General features: G+C 53.8%; 17 protein-coding genes. 14 read left to right on the top strand and 3 right to left on the bottom strand.

The window, feature by feature from the left end:
- Positions 1-166 precede the first annotated feature (166 nt).
- From acpP to tmk, 5 genes are all read left to right on the top strand, one after another.
- A complete protein-coding gene (gene acpP, locus HBA55_RS16595) occupies positions 167-403 on the top strand; it encodes an acyl carrier protein (RefSeq protein WP_166993717.1) in 237 nt (78 codons plus the stop codon).
- Positions 404-624: 221 nt separating this feature from the next.
- Positions 625-1,866 carry a beta-ketoacyl-ACP synthase II gene (gene fabF / locus HBA55_RS16590; protein ID WP_166993715.1) on the top strand — a complete coding sequence of 414 codons (1,242 nt, stop codon included), beginning with the start codon at positions 625-627 and terminating at the stop codon, positions 1,864-1,866.
- A gap of 43 nt (positions 1,867-1,909) precedes the next feature.
- Positions 1,910-2,764: an aminodeoxychorismate lyase gene (pabC, locus tag HBA55_RS16585; RefSeq protein ID WP_166993713.1), complete on the top strand. Its 855-nt coding sequence runs from the start codon at positions 1,910-1,912 to the stop codon at positions 2,762-2,764.
- 11 nt (positions 2,765-2,775) lie between these two features.
- Positions 2,776-3,825, top strand: a complete 1,050-nt coding sequence (gene mltG, locus HBA55_RS16580; protein WP_206019834.1) for an endolytic transglycosylase MltG — start codon at positions 2,776-2,778, stop codon at positions 3,823-3,825.
- Positions 3,826-3,866: 41 nt separating this feature from the next.
- On the top strand, positions 3,867-4,532 hold the full coding sequence (tmk, locus tag HBA55_RS16575) for a dTMP kinase (protein ID WP_240946129.1): 666 nt from the start codon (positions 3,867-3,869) through the stop codon (positions 4,530-4,532).
- On the opposite strand, the gene HBA55_RS16570 is transcribed toward tmk, so the two are convergent.
- Positions 4,515-5,159 carry a pseudouridine synthase gene (locus tag HBA55_RS16570; RefSeq protein ID WP_166993709.1) on the bottom strand — a complete coding sequence of 215 codons (645 nt, stop codon included), beginning with the start codon at positions 5,157-5,159 and terminating at the stop codon, positions 4,515-4,517. The genes tmk and HBA55_RS16570 overlap by 18 nt on opposite strands.
- A 139-nt stretch (positions 5,160-5,298) precedes the next feature.
- On the opposite strand from HBA55_RS16570, the gene HBA55_RS16565 reads away from it, so the two are divergent.
- From HBA55_RS16565 to HBA55_RS16555, 3 genes are all read left to right on the top strand, one after another.
- Positions 5,299-6,360 carry a DNA polymerase III subunit delta' gene (locus HBA55_RS16565; RefSeq protein ID WP_166993707.1) on the top strand — a complete coding sequence of 354 codons (1,062 nt, stop codon included), beginning with the start codon at positions 5,299-5,301 and terminating at the stop codon, positions 6,358-6,360.
- A gap of 26 nt (positions 6,361-6,386) precedes the next feature.
- Entirely contained in the window at positions 6,387-6,740 is a 354-nt protein-coding gene (locus HBA55_RS16560; protein WP_166993705.1) for a PilZ domain-containing protein, read from the top strand.
- Positions 6,741-6,822: 82 nt separating this feature from the next.
- Positions 6,823-7,596, top strand: a complete 774-nt coding sequence (locus tag HBA55_RS16555; protein ID WP_166993703.1) for a TatD family hydrolase — start codon at positions 6,823-6,825, stop codon at positions 7,594-7,596.
- A 19-nt stretch (positions 7,597-7,615) separates the two neighbouring features.
- Here HBA55_RS16555 and HBA55_RS16550 read toward each other — a convergent pair whose 3' ends face one another.
- Positions 7,616-8,686: an MJ1255/VC2487 family glycosyltransferase gene (locus tag HBA55_RS16550; protein ID WP_166993701.1), complete on the bottom strand. Its 1,071-nt coding sequence runs from the start codon at positions 8,684-8,686 to the stop codon at positions 7,616-7,618.
- A complete protein-coding gene (locus HBA55_RS16545; protein WP_166993699.1) occupies positions 8,683-9,216 on the bottom strand; it encodes a phosphatase PAP2 family protein in 534 nt (177 codons plus the stop codon). The genes HBA55_RS16550 and HBA55_RS16545 overlap by 4 nt, the downstream gene beginning before the upstream one ends.
- 207 nt (positions 9,217-9,423) lie before the next feature.
- Here HBA55_RS16545 and HBA55_RS16540 point away from each other — a divergent pair, with 207 nt between their 5' ends.
- From HBA55_RS16540 to yajC, 6 genes are all read left to right on the top strand, one after another.
- Positions 9,424-10,044 carry a dUTP diphosphatase gene (locus HBA55_RS16540; protein WP_166993697.1) on the top strand — a complete coding sequence of 207 codons (621 nt, stop codon included), beginning with the start codon at positions 9,424-9,426 and terminating at the stop codon, positions 10,042-10,044.
- A gap of 241 nt (positions 10,045-10,285) precedes the next feature.
- Positions 10,286-11,269 (top strand): malate dehydrogenase, encoded by a 984-nt coding sequence (locus HBA55_RS16535; RefSeq protein ID WP_166993695.1) that lies wholly within the window; start codon positions 10,286-10,288, stop codon positions 11,267-11,269.
- 180 nt (positions 11,270-11,449) lie between these two features.
- Positions 11,450-11,956 (top strand): DUF2244 domain-containing protein, encoded by a 507-nt coding sequence (locus HBA55_RS16530; RefSeq protein WP_166993693.1) that lies wholly within the window; start codon positions 11,450-11,452, stop codon positions 11,954-11,956.
- 64 nt (positions 11,957-12,020) lie between these two features.
- Positions 12,021-12,497, top strand: coding sequence for a thioredoxin-dependent thiol peroxidase (gene bcp, locus HBA55_RS16525; protein ID WP_166993691.1), 477 nt, complete (start codon positions 12,021-12,023; stop codon positions 12,495-12,497).
- 348 nt (positions 12,498-12,845) lie between these two features.
- A complete protein-coding gene (locus HBA55_RS16520) occupies positions 12,846-13,820 on the top strand; it encodes a helix-turn-helix domain-containing protein (protein ID WP_166993689.1) in 975 nt (324 codons plus the stop codon).
- Positions 13,821-14,032: 212 nt separating this feature from the next.
- Positions 14,033-14,365, top strand: a complete 333-nt coding sequence (gene yajC, locus HBA55_RS16515; protein WP_166993687.1) for a preprotein translocase subunit YajC — start codon at positions 14,033-14,035, stop codon at positions 14,363-14,365.
- The last annotated feature ends 35 nt before the right edge of the window (positions 14,366-14,400 follow it).

Below are 14,400 nucleotides of genomic sequence, written 5' to 3'. Positions count from 1 at the left end.
TTGAATGGGTAATAAAGATTTTTAGTTGGATCGGTTACAACTCGGGTTTTTTCGATGTAGAATGCGCCTTCGAGTTGGCCGTACCCCAAATGAGCCGGTATCTTGGGGTTAAGGGAAATCGGCTCAAACTGCTAACTATTTATTTCTACTAGGAGTTGAAAACAACATGAGCAGCATTGAAGAGCGCGTAAAAAAGATCGTTGCTGAACAACTGGGCGTTAAAGAAGAAGAAGTAAAAAACGAAGCTTCTTTTGTTGAAGATCTGGGCGCTGACTCCCTGGACACCGTAGAGCTGGTAATGGCTCTGGAAGAAGAATTTGAAACCGAGATTCCTGACGAAGAAGCTGAAAAGATCACCACGGTTCAGCTGGCCATCGACTACGTCAACGCTAACCTGGGTTAATTCCCGTTAGCGGCTGAGCGAAAGCCGAAGTCTCTGTCAAACAGAGATCCTCGTCTGGGACGACAGCGTTTCTGAAAAGCCGCACTATTGAAAAATAGAGCGGCTTTTCTGGTTTAATACCCCTGTATATTTTTAATGCCGCCCTGGTTGTTTTGGTGACTTTTTAATCACTTTTGGCCTGAGTGGGGTGGCGAGGACCACTATGCGATTAAGGAGGCCCTGTGTCGCGTCGTAGAGTTGTAGTAACCGGTCTGGGGATGGTCAGTCCCCTGGGTAATGATGTCACTTCTACCTGGGAAGGTATTGTGGCGGGGCGCAGTGGCGCTGCCACCATTGATACCTTTGATGCCTCGCCCTTCACCACCCAGTTCAGTGCGCCGGTTAAAGGGTTTGACGTTGAACCCTATTTGCCCGTTAAAGATGCGCGCAAGATGGACCCGTTTATCCAATACGGTATGGTGGCCGGTATCCAGGCCATGCGGGACTCCGGCCTGGAAATCACTGAAGAAAACGCGCCTCGAATTGGTGCGGCCATCGGCGCCGGTATTGGTGGCATCGGCTCTATTGAAGATGGAGCAAAAACCATCGCTACCAAGGGACCTCGTCGTATTTCTCCGTTCTTTGTACCGGGCGCCATTATCAACATGATCGCCGGTAACCTGAGCATCAAGTACGGCTTTAAAGGCCCCAATATTTCCGTGGTGACCGCTTGTACAACCGGCACTCACAATATTGGTCTTGCGGCTCGCATGATCCAACATGGCGAAGTTGATGCGATGATAGCCGGTGGCGCCGAGATGGCTTGTACACCAGTGGGTCTGGGTGGCTTTGCTGCCGCTCGCGCACTCTCCACTCGCAATGATGATCCACAGGCGGCAAGTCGCCCCTGGGATAAGGATCGCGACGGATTTGTACTGGGTGATGGCGCTGGTGTACTGGTGCTTGAAGAGTACGAAACCGCCAAGGCCCGGGGAGCCAAAATCTACGCCGAGCTGGTTGGATTTGGCATGAGTGGCGATGCCTACCACATGACATCACCGCCTGAAAATGGTGAAGGTGCGGCCATGTCTATGCAAAACGCCATTAACGATGCGCAGATTGATGTTGCCCATATCAATTACATCAACGCCCACGGAACTTCCACGCCAGCTGGCGATATCGCCGAGTGTAAGGCGGTGAAATCCGTTATGGGGTCCGCGGTCGATCAGGTGGCCGTCAGTTCAACCAAGTCGATGATCGGCCACTTATTGGGCGCGGCTGGCAGCGTTGAGGCTATCTTCAGTGTGTTGGCGATTCGCGACCAGGTTGCCCCACCGACCATCAATCTGGACAATCCGGACGAAGGCTGCGATATCAACCTCGTTCCACACACCGCACAAGAGCGTACTATTGACGCCGTGCTGACCAACTCCTTTGGATTTGGCGGAACCAACGGTTCGTTGATCTTCCGCAAACTGTCCTGATTCCCTGCGAATAATCACCCGGCCAAGTCGGGTGATTTTTATCATGTCTGCTGCCGCTTCTCCTTTAGTTACTGTTAACGGCCAATTTTCGGACGCTGTATCAGCGTTGGATCGAGGGCTGGCATTTGGCGATGGTGTGTTTGAGACAACCCGGGTTGTCTCAGGACGGATTCCTCTTTGGGCTCTTCATGAACAGCGTTTGGAAGAGGGAGCCAGCCGCCTCAGCATCCCGTTTTGTCTCGATAGCGTTAATGCGTGGCGCGAGCAATTGCTGAACAAGCTCGATCAGCATTCGTCGGGTATTTTCAAGCTGGTACTGACTCGTGGCGTGGGAGGCCGGGGCTACGCGGTCGATGGTACTGCCGAAGCCACGGTGATATGCGCATTTTTTCCCCAGACGTTGCCCCAAGAGGCGGCCCTGGAGCTGTTGGTTTGCCAACATCGATTGCCCCACAATCCTGCGCTGGCGGGCATTAAGCATCTCAATCGTCTGGATAATGTGCTGCTTAAATTGGAGTGCCAGAATGCCGGAGTTGAGGATGGTCTTGCTCTGGATATTCAGGGCAACATGATTGAAACCACCAGTCGTAATATTTTTTTCGAGCGTGAAGGCGAGTTGATGACACCAGCGCTGGACGCGTGTGGGGTTCGAGGTGTTGGTCGACGCCTGATTATCGATACCTTGGCTCCATCGCTCGGGATAACGGTCAGGCAAGAGTCTCTACCCTTGGCGAGTTTGAAATCGTTTGATTCGGCATTTGTTTGCAACAGTGTTCGAGGCATCACACCCATTGCAAACGTGTTTGCAATGCAGTCGCAACCTGTTGTCTGGCCCACTTCTTCGTTATGTGAAGCACTCAGTCGGAGTTTTGCAAAACACCTGGGGATAGTTTCGTGATTCGAGGGCGTTTGAAAAGCATCCTGGCGTCGCGACAGTTGCGATTGCTGTGCTTGCTGCTGGTGCTGTTAATCACCGCTGTAGGTTGCCTCGCCTGGCGCTGGTTGCATGTGCCCTTTATGGTGGCACCTGCAAATTCAGCTAATGAGATTATTTTTGAAGTTCGCTCCGGTGATTCCCTGGCGAGAACGGCCTACCGGTTAAAGCGCGAAACCGGATTGCAATACCCGCGTCTATTGATTAACTACGCACGTCTCACTGGATTAAATAACATTAAATTTGGCGAGTTTTTGCTCAGGCCTGAACAGTCGCCGGTGTCTGTATTAAAAACCTTGGTAAATGGTCAGGTCCTGCATCGCAGTATCACCTTTGTGGAGGGTACCCGCGTCAGTGATGTATTGTCCCTACTGAAATCTGAAAGGAATCTCGCTGCGGACGCTACAGAACTCAACGTGCAAAACCTGGCCAGCGTCTTCGGTATTGAACAGAGCAACCCGGAAGGCTGGCTGTTTCCGGATACCTATCAATTTACCCGTCAAACGTCGGCTTGGACATTGCTTGAACAATCCCACAAGCGCATGCGACAAGTGTTGGAGCAAGAGTGGCAGCAGCGTTCGCCGAACTTGCCTTACGCAAGCCCCTACGAAGCGCTGATAATGGCTTCCATCATCGAGAAGGAAACCGGAGTGGCCTCGGAGCGTGAGCGAATCGCCGGTGTCTTTGTGAGGCGCCTGCAAAAGGGCATGCGGCTGCAGACCGATCCTACCGTCATCTATGGGATGGGCGATTCCTATCGGGGCGACATCAAGCGCAAACACCTGCGCCAGAAAACCCCGTACAATACCTATGTGATTAAAGGGCTGCCTCCGACGCCCATTGCATTGCCCGGGCGGGAGGCCATTGTTGCGGCATTGCATCCCGCGCCTGGAAGAGCACTGTATTTTGTCGCCAGAGGTGATGGCAGCCACCAGTTTTCAGAGACATTGGCAGAGCACCAGGCAGCGGTTCGCCGTTACCAGCTGAGACGGGCGGAAGATTACCGCTCGGCGCCAAACGGCTGAACTCAGGCACTCATAATAATATTCACCGAATGGAGATTCTCTTGGCCCAGCATTCAGAAGGCACAGTTACCGCTACAGGCAAATTCCTGACCCTGGAAGGCACAGAAGGTGTCGGTAAAACCACCAACCTGGAGTTTATTCGGGATTGGTTGCAGGACCGCGACGTGCCACTGCTGGTTACCCGCGAGCCCGGAGGCACCCCTTTGGCCGAACAACTCCGAGAGTTGTTGTTGTGCAAACGCGACGAAAAAGTGGATCCCGTCTCTGAACTGCTAATGGTGTTTGCCGCCAGGGCCCAACATTTAAACACTGTTATACGCCCGGCGCTGGAGCAGGGCACTTGGGTACTCTGTGATCGTTTTACCGACGCCACCTACGCCTACCAGGGAGCAGGACGTGGCCTGTCTTTGAGTATGATTGAGTCGCTGGAGCAGCTGGTACAACAGGAGCTGCGTCCCGATCTGACCCTGGTTTTGGATATTGACGTTGAAGTTGGTCTGGCCCGAGCTCGCGCCAGAGCTGACCTGGATCGGTTTGAGTCTGAGCAGGTGGCGTTTTTCGAGCGGGTCAGGGGCGGTTACCGAGCCAGGGCTGAGGCCGCACCGCAGCGATATCGCCTTGTGGATGCCGGGCAGCCGTTGGAACAGGTGCAAGAGGATATCGGCCAGATTTTAGAGCAGCTGCTGGGGTCAAAACTCGGGGGCTGATTCCAGCGTAATAGCATCACCGGTGATCGGGTGGGTAAAGCGAATTCGCGAGGCATGCAGCAGTAGCCTGGAGGACGCCGATCTGGCGTCGCCCTGCGCGTAAAATTCGTCTCCCAGAATAGAGTGGCCCATTGCCATCATATGTACCCGCAGTTGGTGGGAGCGTCCCGTCACCGGCATTAACAGTACCCGGGTACAATTGCTGACCGCGTCCCGTTGCATCACCTTGTAGCGGGTGAGGGCTGTCTTACCTTCAATGTGGCAAACCTTTTGGCGAGGTCGATTGGGCCAGTCGCAGATCAGCGGTAAACTCACTTCCCCCTCGTCATTAGCGAGAACACCTTCGGTCACCGCCACATATTCCTTCTCTACCTTGCGCTGTTCAAACTGGCGGCTGAGGGACCGCAGGCTGTCCAGGTTGCGGGCCAAGAGCACAATGCCGGAAGTTGCCATGTCCAAACGGTGCACCGTGCGACAGTCCGGAAAGGAATCCAGCAGACGATTGATCAGGCAGTCCTGGTTCTCGGGTCCTCTGCCGGGAACACTCAAGAGGCCGGGCGGTTTGTTGGCGGCTAACAGATGAGCGTCCTGATACAAAACATCTATAGGGGCAGCGAGTGGAGCCATAAGGTGGGATTTCGGTCTTGATTGTTTAAAGATTGCAGGTCGGTGGAAAACCGGGGCGGGATTATCGCAAAACTACCGGGTTGTTGGTAAGCTGCAGGCCGAATTTATTGCAGCTCTCAATCTCTGATACAGGAAAGCCATGACCGATCAACACCAAACCGCCAGCCTGGCCATTCCCTATGCCTGGCAGCAGCAACAGTGGCAGCGGGTGTGTCAGTTGAGCGCTAATCACCAGTTGCCCCATGCTCTGCTGTTGGCCGGTCCCAAGGGGATTGGCAAGCGCCACTTTGCACAGGCGGTTGGCTACCTGATGTTGTGTTTGTCTCCAGTAAACCAGGTGCCCTGCGGCAGCTGTAAAGGCTGTGAGCTGAATCGCGCCGAAACCCATCCGGATCTGTTCGTGCTGGCCCCTGAGGACGGCAGTCGCGTGATTAAGATCGATCAGGTGCGACGCCTGACCGACTTTATTGCCAAAACGTCACAGCAGGGTGGCCGCAAGGTGGCTGTGATCGAGCCGGTGGAAGCCTTGAACATCAACGCGGCCAATGCGCTGCTGAAGAGCCTGGAAGAGCCGTCGGGAGATAGCCTGTTGCTGCTGGTGAGCCATATGCCCAGCCAGGTGATGGCCACTATTCGCAGTCGCTGCCAGCAGCTTGAATTCCCCATGCCGGACCAGGAGCAGAGTCTGTCCTGGCTCACGCCTCTGTCGGTTGGCCAGGATGCCGGATACCTATTGGCCTGCAGTGGTGGGGCTCCCTTGAAGGCACTGGAGTTGCTGGAAGGTGACGCGCTGGAGCAGCGGGAACTGTTGGCAAAGGGCCTGCTGGCGTTGGCAGGCCATCATATTTCGGCGCTGGAACTGGCGGCAAAGCTGCAATCCGGCGATCCGCTGACTGTCGTCGAGAGCGTGATGCACTGGTTGCAACAGGGGCTGCGCATTCAGGGGCAGGCTCAAGATCAGCCCACTGAGCAAGTATCCGAACAAGATAACCAATTGCAGCAACTACTGGCCTCAGTGCCCTCCCAGATTCTATTCCGTTTTTGGGATAAGCTGGTCTCGCTAAAGCGACAGTTGCTAAGTGCAGCCAATCCCAATAAACAGCTGCTGCTGGAGGAGCTGATGATGGATTGGCAAGCTTTGGCCCGTCAGTCCTCCCAGGCGTCAGAGAGTAGACAGCGTCTGGTTAATGGATTAATTTAGAGGTAGTAACCGGGGAGATATCAAAGATGCAAGGTCTGGGTGGCGGCGCACGCAATGGCATTCTTTCGCTGACGATCAAAGATAAGGCCGTGCTCTACGCGGCTTATATGCCATTTGTGCAGAACGGTGGTTTGTTTATCCCCACCAATAAGAATTATGGTTTGGGCGACGAAGTGTTTATGCTGCTTAACCTGATGGACGAACCCGAGAAAATTCCAGTAGCCGGCAAGGTTGTGTGGGTGACTCCGAAGGGGGCCCAAGGCAATCGGGCGGCAGGTGTGGGCGTACAGTTCAGTGATCAGGATGATACCGCGGCCAAAAAAATAGAAACCTATCTGGCAGGTTCACTGGAGTCGGATCGACCGACACATACGATGTAGATTATTCCACAGTGTTATAAACCCCAAAGGCCAGGCACTATGCCTGGCTTTTTTTGTACACAGGTTAAAAAAGGTAAAAACCATGTTGGTGGATTCTCATTGCCATCTGGACAGGCTCAAACTGGATAAATATGACGGCAACCTGGATGCGGCACTGGAGCACGCCCGGCAACGCGGCGTCGAGAAAATGTTGTGCGTGGGCATCAGTCTCGACAACCGCGAGGCGGTGGTCAACCTGGCGGAGCGCTACGATGACGTGGTGGCTTCGGTGGGGGTTCATCCCCTGGATGTCGCCAGCGGACTGGCTACTGAGGAGCAGCTGGTAGCCTGGGGCGCGAATCCCAGTGTAGTTGCATTGGGTGAGACCGGGCTGGACTACTACTATTCAACCGATGATAAGGCGTTGCAGCACGAGAGCTTTGGCGTACATTTGCGGGCTGCCGGGGAAGCGGGCCTGCCGGTCATTGTGCACACCCGCGACGCCAGACAGGATACATTGGACCTGATACGGGAGCATGGCAACCTTGAACACGCCGGTGTGTTGCATTGTTTTACCGAGAGTTGGGAGATGGCGTCCGCGGCGCTGGACATGAACTACTATATTTCACTCTCCGGTATTGTCACCTTCCGCAATGCCGAGGAGCTGCGGGATGTGGCTCGCAAGATGCCGTTGGATCGCCTGCTGGTGGAGACGGATTCACCCTATCTGGCGCCGGTTCCTTATCGTGGCAAACCCAACGAGCCGGCCTTTGTTCGCGAAGTGGCGGAATTTGTCGCCGAGGTGAAAGGGCTGGATTATGAGACGTTGGTACAGGCCACCGGAGAAAACTTCCAGCGGCTGTTTCCCAAAGCCTGATCTCAGGCGCTGCTGAGCATCAGCTTATAGCCAGTCGAAGCTGCGGCTGGCTCCAGTCGACACCACTTAATTTTACCTGCGACCACAGTTGGCGCGACAGTTCGTCGATCGGGCAGCGTTGCTCTTCCAGCAACCAGTCAACGATGGCTTTGGCGACATCCGGATAGTGACAGCGTGGTGATTCATGCTGTTTCAACCAACTGCCGATGGCGGCAGCACTGAGATTTTGCATGCTGCTGCCCAAGCGTAACTGCTCCAGGGCCAGTGCGTTGGAAAGTTGTTCCATTTGCCCGTGCAGGGGTTTCACCAACAGGCGTTTGCCAATATGCAGCGCTTCACTGGCCAGTTCAAAGCCGGCGTTGCAGATAACACCACTGCAATCCGCCAGATCGCGTTTGAATCCGTCCACAGATAAGGGTCGTAATGACACATTCCCCTGTTCGCTGGGTTGATCAAATTCGCCATAGTAAACGAACTGGGTGGATGGAAATTGCTGCAGCAAAGGTATTACCTGAGCCGGTGCCTCAAAGCCCAGATACACCAGGATTTTGTTGGGGATTGATGGCAGATCGTCCTCACTGTGGTCGATGATCGGTGGCAGAATGGGAGCGCCGAAGTGATGCCAGTGCAACCCCAATTGCTGTTGGCCGGGGGCAAAATGGCGAATGATCAGCCTGGAGCTGAACGAATCTCCGGTAATGGGGATGTCGTGCTGAAACGCATACTGGTGGCCGAGGGTAATGCAGTTTTTTTTCTGGCGCCGGGCCGCCCAGGCGGTAACGGGTTCAAAGTCGGAGATCACCAGATCGTAGGCACTCAAATCCAGTTCACAGATATCCCGGTATAACTGCCATAGGTTGTTGCTGCGAATGGTGGCCAAGGTGCTGATCTTGCCGGCCTTCGATACAAAGCTGAGGCCGCTGCGGCACTGCCAGTCACCAAACCCCTCCATGTCAAAGTAGGCTTCCCGGTCTCGACCGCTGAACAAATAGTCGACTTGGGCGTCGGTATTGCAGAGGTGTTTGGAGATGGCGCGCGCACGGCTGATGTGACCGTTGCCGGTGCCCTGGACACCGTAAAGTATTTTCATAGAGGACTTGCCAAATAGCCCAGCGTAGTGAGGGCGAAGAGGGCGATACTGTGGCCGAGCAAGGCGCCGGCGACCGTATCGGTGGGAAAATGGACGCCGAGCAGCACGCGGGACATGCCCACCATCACGGCCCAAGGAAACAGAATCCACCCCGCGGTTGGAATCAGCGTCGATACCAGCGTTGCCATCAAAAAGGCGGCTGACGTGTGGCCGGACGGAAAACTGAATTGGTCGCTGGGCTGGACAATACTCTGGAATCCGGGAATCGCCTGAGGAGGGCGATTGCGACGGAAGTACTTCTTGGCGACAAAATAGATGCTGCGCTCTATGGCAAAGGCGATGAGCAGTAACGTCAGCAGTGGGTAGTCCCGGGTGATGAGAAAGACCAGTGCGGCAACTGCATACAGGTGGCCATCGGCACTTTTGGATATCCAGCGGCTGATCTCCACCAGCTGCTGGCGGTGTCGCCGGCGCAGACACCAGTCAAATGTGCTCAAATCGTAGTTGTGGAGACTTTGCAGCAGTTTCATAGTGGTATCTTGCGGCTCTCTGGTGATTTTGCTTAAACCTCGCCTTGATGTGATCAGCCTAGGCACCGCATATGACAGCTATGTGAGATTATCTTGACAGTTTGATTTCAGCGCAGGATTTTTCTGTTCGCAAAAGTGCCAATGGGAGGTCATTTCTTGGTAGACTTGCCAGCTTTCTTATCTCTTATCAATCGGAGTCTTAGTTACATGCAGCAGCAGATCCAAACCATGCTCGAGCTACAGGACAGCATGAACACCAAGGTCAACAGTGAATGGCGGTCGCAGGGGTTTGAGTGGTACCGGGCTATCTGGATTGAGTGCGGTGAGTTGTTGGATCACTATGGCTGGAAGTGGTGGAAAAAGCAGACCCCGGATGTTGAGCAGGTGCAACTGGAGCTGATCGATATCTGGCACTTTGGCCTGAGTATTCTGCTGCAGTCTGGCCAGTCTTCAGAAGCGATCGCCACCACTATTGAGAAAGAGCTGGTTCTGGCAACCGATGAAGAGGATTTTCGTCTGGATCTTGAGCGCTTTGCCGGTGAAGTTTTGACCACTCGCAGCTTTTCCGTAGCCAGCTTTGGTCGTCTGATGGCGGGCATCGATATGGATTTCGAAATGCTGTTTAAGGGTTATGTGGGTAAGAACGTGCTGAATTTTTTCCGCCAGGATCACGGCTACCAGGACGGAACCTACACCAAGATCTGGGATGGTCGGGAAGATAACGAGCACCTTGTTGAGGCAAGCCAGGCCCTCGATGCCGCCGAACCGGATTTTCAGGACCAGCTGTATCGGGCCCTGAGCCAGCGCTATCAGGCAGTTCAGGCCTGAATCAACATCTGCCAGCTAATGGTGCGCGCTTGTCAGTCTGATGAGATGAGTGCACCGCGGGTGTGCCTGTGACCTGACACTCACCTTTAGTCGTAGGCGCACCGGATTGACGTGCAATTTCCCGCAAAATCCCTATAATGGCCCACCGCCTGGCGGGTGTTTCGGCGAGCAACAAATCTGGCCCACAAACGGCCCGTCGACAGGTTCCCTTCAAAAAATAGAGCCTAAACGGAGATTTATCGTGAAAGCACCCGTACGTGTTGCAGTGACCGGCGCCGCCGGTCAAATCAGTTACTCCCTCTTGTTCCGCATTGCTGCCGGTGAAATGCTGGGTAAAGACCAGCCCGTCATCCTGCAAATGCTGGAAATCACTCCCGCTCTGAACGCCCTCAAAGGTGTTGCCATGGAGCTGGATGACTGTGCTTTCCCTCTGCTGGCGGGTATGGTGACCACCGATGACGCCAATGTCGCATTCAAGGATGCTGACTACGCTCTGCTGGTAGGCGCTCGTCCTCGTGGTCCGGGTATGGAGCGTAAAGACCTGCTGGAAGCCAATGCAGCCATCTTCTCCGTTCAGGGCAAGGCAATCAACGACCATGCTTCTCGTGATATCAAGGTGCTGGTTGTGGGTAATCCTGCCAACACCAACGCTTTGATCGCCCAGCGCAATGCCCCTGACATCAATCCGCGTCAGTTCACTGCCATGACTCGTCTGGACCACAACCGTGCCCTGACTCAGCTGGCTCAGAAGACCGGCAAGAGCATCAACGATGTTAACAAACTGACCATCTGGGGTAACCACTCTTCCACCCAGTACCCTGACATCCACCAGACCGAGGTCGACGGTGCTAATGCCATGGGCCTGATCGAGCAGGACTGGTACGAGAACGATTTTATCCCCACTGTTCAGCAGCGTGGTGCTGCTATTATTGAAGCTCGTGGCGCTTCTTCCGCTGCATCTGCCGCGAATGCCGCTATCTTCCACATGCGTGACTGGGCTCTGGGCACCGAAGAGGGTGACTGGGTTTCCATGGGCGTATTCAGCGATGGCAGCTATGGTATCGAAGAAGGTCTGATCTACTCCTTCCCATGCGTCTGCAAGGGCGGTGATTGGGAAATCGTTCAGGGAGTGGACATCAATGAGTTCTCTCGCGAGAAGATGACCGCGACTGAAACCGAGCTGAAAGAAGAGCGCGACGCCGTTAAGGATCTGCTGCCTTCCTGATAGTTTCCAGGCTATCTGTACAGTATGAAAAACGCGGCCCAGGCCGCGTTTTTCATTTCCGGGGCTGTGATTGCGCTTATGGCAAATTCAGCGATGGCGGCGATGGTTCATATTCACAATTGAACTGTTAGGCGGCATGGGGGCTGCTAGCCTTAAGGGAAAAGGCAGCGGTGCACGACCATGGTTACTGTCACAGAAGACCCTTCCAACATCACCTCGCTGGTGCTGGAACCCAATCACTCCCTCTCACCGGAGGTTCATCATCTGTTACTTGTCTGCATGACGGGTTTGTTTATTGTACTTAGCGTCCTGTTCGTGGTGTTGGGTGCCTGGCTTGTGGTGCCCTTTATCGCGCTGGAGCTGTTCCTGATTATCATGGTGTTGGGCCTGGTGCAGGCAAGAGGCCGGGCACGTGAAGAGGTGAGCATCAGCGGTTCCCAGGTCAAGGTGCACAAACTGTTCGCGGGCAGACACTGGGACTGGCGCTTTGATCGCGAGAAGGTCTCTTTAATGATCAGCCTGGACGATATGGATGAAATTCACCATCTGACCCTGTGCGGTGACAGTGGCTTGGTGGAGCTGGGCGACTTCTTGTCTGCTGAAGACCTGCAGTTGCTGCTGCAGCAGCTGCGGGAGAAGGGGCTATACACCCGCAGGGACGGCCGCTGGGGTTATCTTGCTTGCTAGCCTATCTCTGTCCGTCGGTTATATAATCCGCTGCTCTTAGAACTATCACAACAGGCTCACGGATATGGCTTACCCCAAAATCGGCAATATGGCTCCGGCATTCACTCTGCAAAAGCAGGATGGCACCAAGGTCAGTCTCAAAGACTTTCGTGGTACCAGCAATGTGGTTCTCTACTTTTACCCCAAGGCAATGACACCGGGATGCACCACCCAGGCTTGTGGTCTGAGGGATACCAAGGCGGAGCTGGATGATCTGGATACCGTGGTACTGGGAGTCAGCCCGGATGCCTATCCCAGGTTGCAGAAGTTTATCGACAAGCAGGAATTGAATTTCGACCTGCTGTCTGACGAAGATCATGCCATCGCTGAAAAGTACGGTGTCTGGGGGCTGAAAAAGTTCATGGGTAAGGAATTCATGGGCATCCTGCGCACCACTTTCATCATCGGCAAAGATGGCCGTCTCAAGGCGGTGATGGACAAGTTTAAAACCAAGTCTCACCACGACGATGTGCTGGAGCAGCTGGGCGAACTTGATTTGTAAAACAGGCCTCAGAATCCACTGTGGCGTCGTTTAAGGCGCCATAATCCCTTCAGTTTGTAATCTCTGTCACAAATCTCTCATCAGTGACTTTCGTAATATTTCCCAGCGGTTAGCATCCTACTGGCCTGCTTGATTAAGGTGTGCTCTTGGCCGGAATCATCGGAATTGAAAGGAGACTTGCTGTAATTCCCAGAAATTCGGTGAAGAAAGTGGCTGGAAGCAAGTATTGTCGCCTAAATCAACCTCCTGGCGTGAATCAGGCTGGCGTATTCCGCATATAAGGAATAGTTTTCCACCCCCGATGAATTCAATCGTAAAAGAAGTCAGAAAAGGACAGCAGCGGCAGCTATGACAGATAATTCCGAAGCGTTAATGGACGGTCCGGCAGCGGTGCGCTCCGCCCAATCCCCCTTAACCCGTGAAGCCATCCTGGTCGAGCGCCTGCGTAACCTTCACGATTTGCTAACCGACCGGTTTGACAGCTTTGATCTGCATGCCAGCGCCTACCTCAAGGCCGGTATGAGCATGTTTGGTGCGGACTCCGGCATGTTGTTGAGACTCCGGTTTCTTCACGATGATGCCGTGATTGAGGCGCGTGAGGGGCCCCTTGGCGAACAAATTGCCACATTTGACCAGGATGTTGAGTGGTGTGCCAGTATCATCGAGCAAAAAAAGACCATTGTGCAGAATAATTTCTCTGTGAAATTGCGCGCCATGGCCTATAATGGGTTTGCTATTCGAGGATATCTTTGTTCGCCTGTCTTTGTTGGAGGTCAAATATATGGGGTTTTGTGCTTCTTCAAAGCGGAGGCCAATCAAAGTTTCTTTACCAGAGAAGATGAAGAAACCATTGACTACATGGCAAAAGGAGTGGCCAAGATGATCGAGCTACAAAAAGTTCAGCCCATTGAACCGGATAAGATGCGCGGTGGTTTCGCCACCGAGGGTATCAAATCGTTCGAGGAGTATGTTCAGCAGGCTCGTTTACCAGAGGTCTACGGCGTCCCAGGTAGAGTTGTAGAGGTGCTTCAGAAGCGCATCGGCAAGTCTTCGCTGTCTATTGATTTTATCGCTGAGGAGATGAATCTCTCCAAGCGCACGTTGCAGCGTCGTTTGCAGCAGCAGTGCATCAGCTTTGCTCAATTGCGTGATCAAGTGCGCTTTCATCACTCGATCAACCTGTTGATTGAGCACACTATGAGCATTGACAGCATTTCGGCGTCTCTGGATTTCTCTGACCGCACCAGCTTTACCAATGCGTTCAAGCGCTGGACAGGTCTGTCCCCCAGCACTTTCCGCAAGCTGTTCCGCGACTACGCCTGACATACTCGAGCAGCGACCAGGGATCCAAGGTCGCGCCGGTAAACATTTTGAACCCACCCCGGCTATGCCGCGGTGGGTTTTCCTGTTGTGAGTCCGTCATAACGTCAATTCCGGTCAATTCAGATTGCCTGAGTTCCGCAAAACCGGTAGAGTTTCAACCCTTTGAGCGATCACCTTTTTTATAACCATTCCGTAGCAATTGAGGAACCTTGATGGAATTCTTTATTCCTGCCGCCATGGCACAAGCCCAGGCTCCAGCCCCTCAGGGCAACCCCATGATCACTCTGGTGATGTTTGGTGGCCTGTTTGTTTTTATGTACTTCTTTATGATCCGCCCACAGCGCAAGCGCCAAAAAGAGCACTCCGAGTTGGTGTCGAACCTGAGCAAGGGCGACGAGGTGGTCATGAACAGCGGCATGCTGGGTAAGGTCACCAAGGTGGATGACAATTATATGGTGATCGAAACCGGTAATAATGTTGAGCTCAAGTTCCAAAAGGTGGCGGTTCACGCTGTGCTTCCGAAGGGCACTATCAAGTCCATTTGAAGCGCATATCGCAGTTGATCAACACCGGAAGGCAG

Source organism: Pseudomaricurvus alkylphenolicus, assembly GCF_011683955.1.
GTDB lineage: Bacteria > Pseudomonadota > Gammaproteobacteria > Pseudomonadales > Cellvibrionaceae > Pseudomaricurvus > Pseudomaricurvus alkylphenolicus.
This window is presented reverse-complemented; position numbering and strand designations above follow the sequence as displayed.

Coding starts and splice junctions, on each gene's coding strand:
- HBA55_RS16520 (WP_166993689.1), top strand. CDS start 12,846: ATGACAGATAATTCCGAAGCGTTAATGGACGGTCCGGCAGCGGTGCGC.
- HBA55_RS16560 (WP_166993705.1), top strand. CDS start 6,387: ATGCAAGGTCTGGGTGGCGGCGCACGCAATGGCATTCTTTCGCTGACG.
- pabC (WP_166993713.1), top strand. CDS start 1,910: ATGTCTGCTGCCGCTTCTCCTTTAGTTACTGTTAACGGCCAATTTTCG.
- yajC (WP_166993687.1), top strand. CDS start 14,033: ATGGAATTCTTTATTCCTGCCGCCATGGCACAAGCCCAGGCTCCAGCC.
- HBA55_RS16540 (WP_166993697.1), top strand. CDS start 9,424: ATGCAGCAGCAGATCCAAACCATGCTCGAGCTACAGGACAGCATGAAC.
- HBA55_RS16570 (WP_166993709.1), bottom strand. CDS start 5,159: ATGGCTCCACTCGCTGCCCCTATAGATGTTTTGTATCAGGACGCTCAT.
- bcp (WP_166993691.1), top strand. CDS start 12,021: ATGGCTTACCCCAAAATCGGCAATATGGCTCCGGCATTCACTCTGCAA.
- HBA55_RS16545 (WP_166993699.1), bottom strand. CDS start 9,216: ATGAAACTGCTGCAAAGTCTCCACAACTACGATTTGAGCACATTTGAC.
- HBA55_RS16555 (WP_166993703.1), top strand. CDS start 6,823: ATGTTGGTGGATTCTCATTGCCATCTGGACAGGCTCAAACTGGATAAA.
- HBA55_RS16550 (WP_166993701.1), bottom strand. CDS start 8,686: ATGAAAATACTTTACGGTGTCCAGGGCACCGGCAACGGTCACATCAGC.
- HBA55_RS16530 (WP_166993693.1), top strand. CDS start 11,450: ATGGTTACTGTCACAGAAGACCCTTCCAACATCACCTCGCTGGTGCTG.
- HBA55_RS16565 (WP_166993707.1), top strand. CDS start 5,299: ATGACCGATCAACACCAAACCGCCAGCCTGGCCATTCCCTATGCCTGG.
- acpP (WP_166993717.1), top strand. CDS start 167: ATGAGCAGCATTGAAGAGCGCGTAAAAAAGATCGTTGCTGAACAACTG.